Source organism: Arthrobacter sp. Hiyo1 (assembly GCF_001263615.2).
Classification (GTDB): Bacteria; Actinomycetota; Actinomycetes; order Actinomycetales; family Micrococcaceae; genus Arthrobacter.
The window spans coordinates 352,424-354,235 of the sequence record NZ_DF952474.1; the positions used below are offsets into that span (position 1 = coordinate 352,424).

A 1,812-nucleotide genomic window follows, 5' to 3' on the forward strand; every position below is an offset into this window, starting at 1 on the left:
GAATGAAGGATCGCCAGGGGAACGATGTGCCGGGCGAGCACGTCGGCGAGGGCGTGCTGTCGGCGCCACGCGAAGTGGTCGGGGACGAGGAGTCTTGGTCTTTCGCCCTGCCGGACGGTGTGCGCCTGAAGGCCAGCCCGTACCTGGCGCACCAAGCGCCGGCTTGGCTGGGCAGTTCCTTGCGGCGAAGGATGCGGCTGACCGTGGCGGCGTTTGCCGTGGCCCTCACCGCTGTGGTGATCGCCACAGGGTTCGGACTCGGCGTAGCACTCGCTCCGTTCACGGCCGGGTCCATCCGCACAGGCGGCACCGTGACGAGCCAGCAGCCCTACCGCAACAAGGGCGGCGACTACTTGTGCACCCTCGCCATCGCATACACCCTGGGCGGTCAACAGCAGCACGCCACCGTCGATTCCGGCAAGGCCTGCAAGGCAGCGCTCCAACCCGGCACGCAGGTCCAGCTCGCTCTCAACCCCGAGAACCCGGGTGACATCGCCGTCCTCGGACACGGGTACCCGCGGGAGGACGTCTGGATAGGCGTAGCATCAGCGCCCCCGTCGCGGCCGGGATCCTGGGCCTGTTCCTGCTGTTAGGGGCATTGTCCTACCGCGACGCAAGGCGCCTGTTCTCCCGAGGGAAGCCATGGCAGGAACTCATCGCCACCGTCCGGGGCCGGACGCAGTCCAAGAGCGGAACCACACTTTACCTGGAAGCCCAAGACACCACGGGGAATGACCGCATCTTCACCATGGACTTCAATGACGGAGGTCCACGGCCGAAGCCGAAGCCCGGCGATAAGCTCGACTTTGCCCTCCTCGAAGACGGAGCGACGCGCGCCGCCGCCTCCGTCAAAGGCGAGAACCGGCTCCACCTTGTAAGTCTTTCGGTTCCTAACGACTTCCAACTCCGCGCCATCGGCCTATAACGCCTGCTAACCGACCCCTAGGGACAGAGCCCAATCCAGCTTGGTTGCCGGGTCAGCAGCCGGGCATGCTGTGAATCGATGCTGCAGGGCCTCTTCCAGCAACGACTACATTGACCACACCCTGATTAGCTCGCGGCCTGTTGGGCGATGGTGTGGGCGAGACGGTAGGAGTCGGTGCCGGTTTCGATGATGGCGCCGTTGAAGGTGAGCCGGTCCACGATCGCGGCGCACAATCTGGGGTCGGTGAAGGTTTTCGTCCAGCCGGAGAAGGATTCGTTGGAGGCGATGGCGATGGAGTTCTTTTCTTCTCGTTCGGTGAGGACCTGGAAGAGGAGTTCGGCGCCGCGGCGGTCCAGTTCCATATAGCCCAGTTCGTCAATGCACAGCAGATCAACGCGCCCGTATCTGGCGATGGTCTTGGCCAGGACCTTCTCATCGGCGGCCTCGACGAGTTCGTTCACGAGGCGGGTCGCGAGGGTGTATTTGACCCGGTAACCCTGTTCCGCGGCGGCGGTGCCGAGCCCGATGAGCAGGTGGGTTTTGCCGGTTCCGGAGTCTCCGATCAGGCATAGGGGTGCGCCTTTGCGGATCCAGTCCCCGGTGGCCAGGGTGTGGATGGTTGCGGGTTGATGTTCGGGTTCGCGTCGAAATCGAAGTCCCCGAGCCACTTGGGCCTTGGAAAGTTGGCGGCTTTGACCCTGCGGATGGAGGAGCGCCGGTCCCGGTCATCGCACTCAGCCAGCAGCAGCTCAGCCAGGAAGCCCTGGTAGGAGAGTTGTTCCTTCCCGGCGACGGTGAGGGCTTCGTCCAGGACCGCCCGTACGGTGGGCAGGCGCAGCCGGCGGCAGGCCTGGTCCACGGCGGCGACAGCGGCCTGTTCGGTCAGG

At 65.0% G+C, this 1,812-nt stretch carries 2 protein-coding genes and 1 pseudogene; 2 read left to right on the top strand and 1 reads right to left on the bottom strand.

All coding sequences use genetic code 11. The features are described 5' to 3' along the window. Both AHiyo1_RS18925 and AHiyo1_RS18930 read left to right on the top strand, forming a co-directional pair. Positions 1-593 (top strand): DUF3592 domain-containing protein (locus AHiyo1_RS18925; RefSeq protein ID WP_059389585.1); only part of this gene is annotated, 593 nt, incomplete at its 5' end. 5 nt (positions 594-598) lie between these two features. Beyond that, positions 599-925, top strand: coding sequence for a hypothetical protein (locus tag AHiyo1_RS18930; protein WP_059389586.1), 327 nt, complete (start codon positions 599-601; stop codon positions 923-925). A 125-nt stretch (positions 926-1,050) separates the two neighbouring features. Here the strand turns inward: AHiyo1_RS18930 and istB are convergent. After that, positions 1,051-1,811 (bottom strand): annotated as a pseudogene (gene istB / locus AHiyo1_RS18935) (IS21-like element helper ATPase IstB). Position 1,812 lies beyond the last annotated feature (1 nt).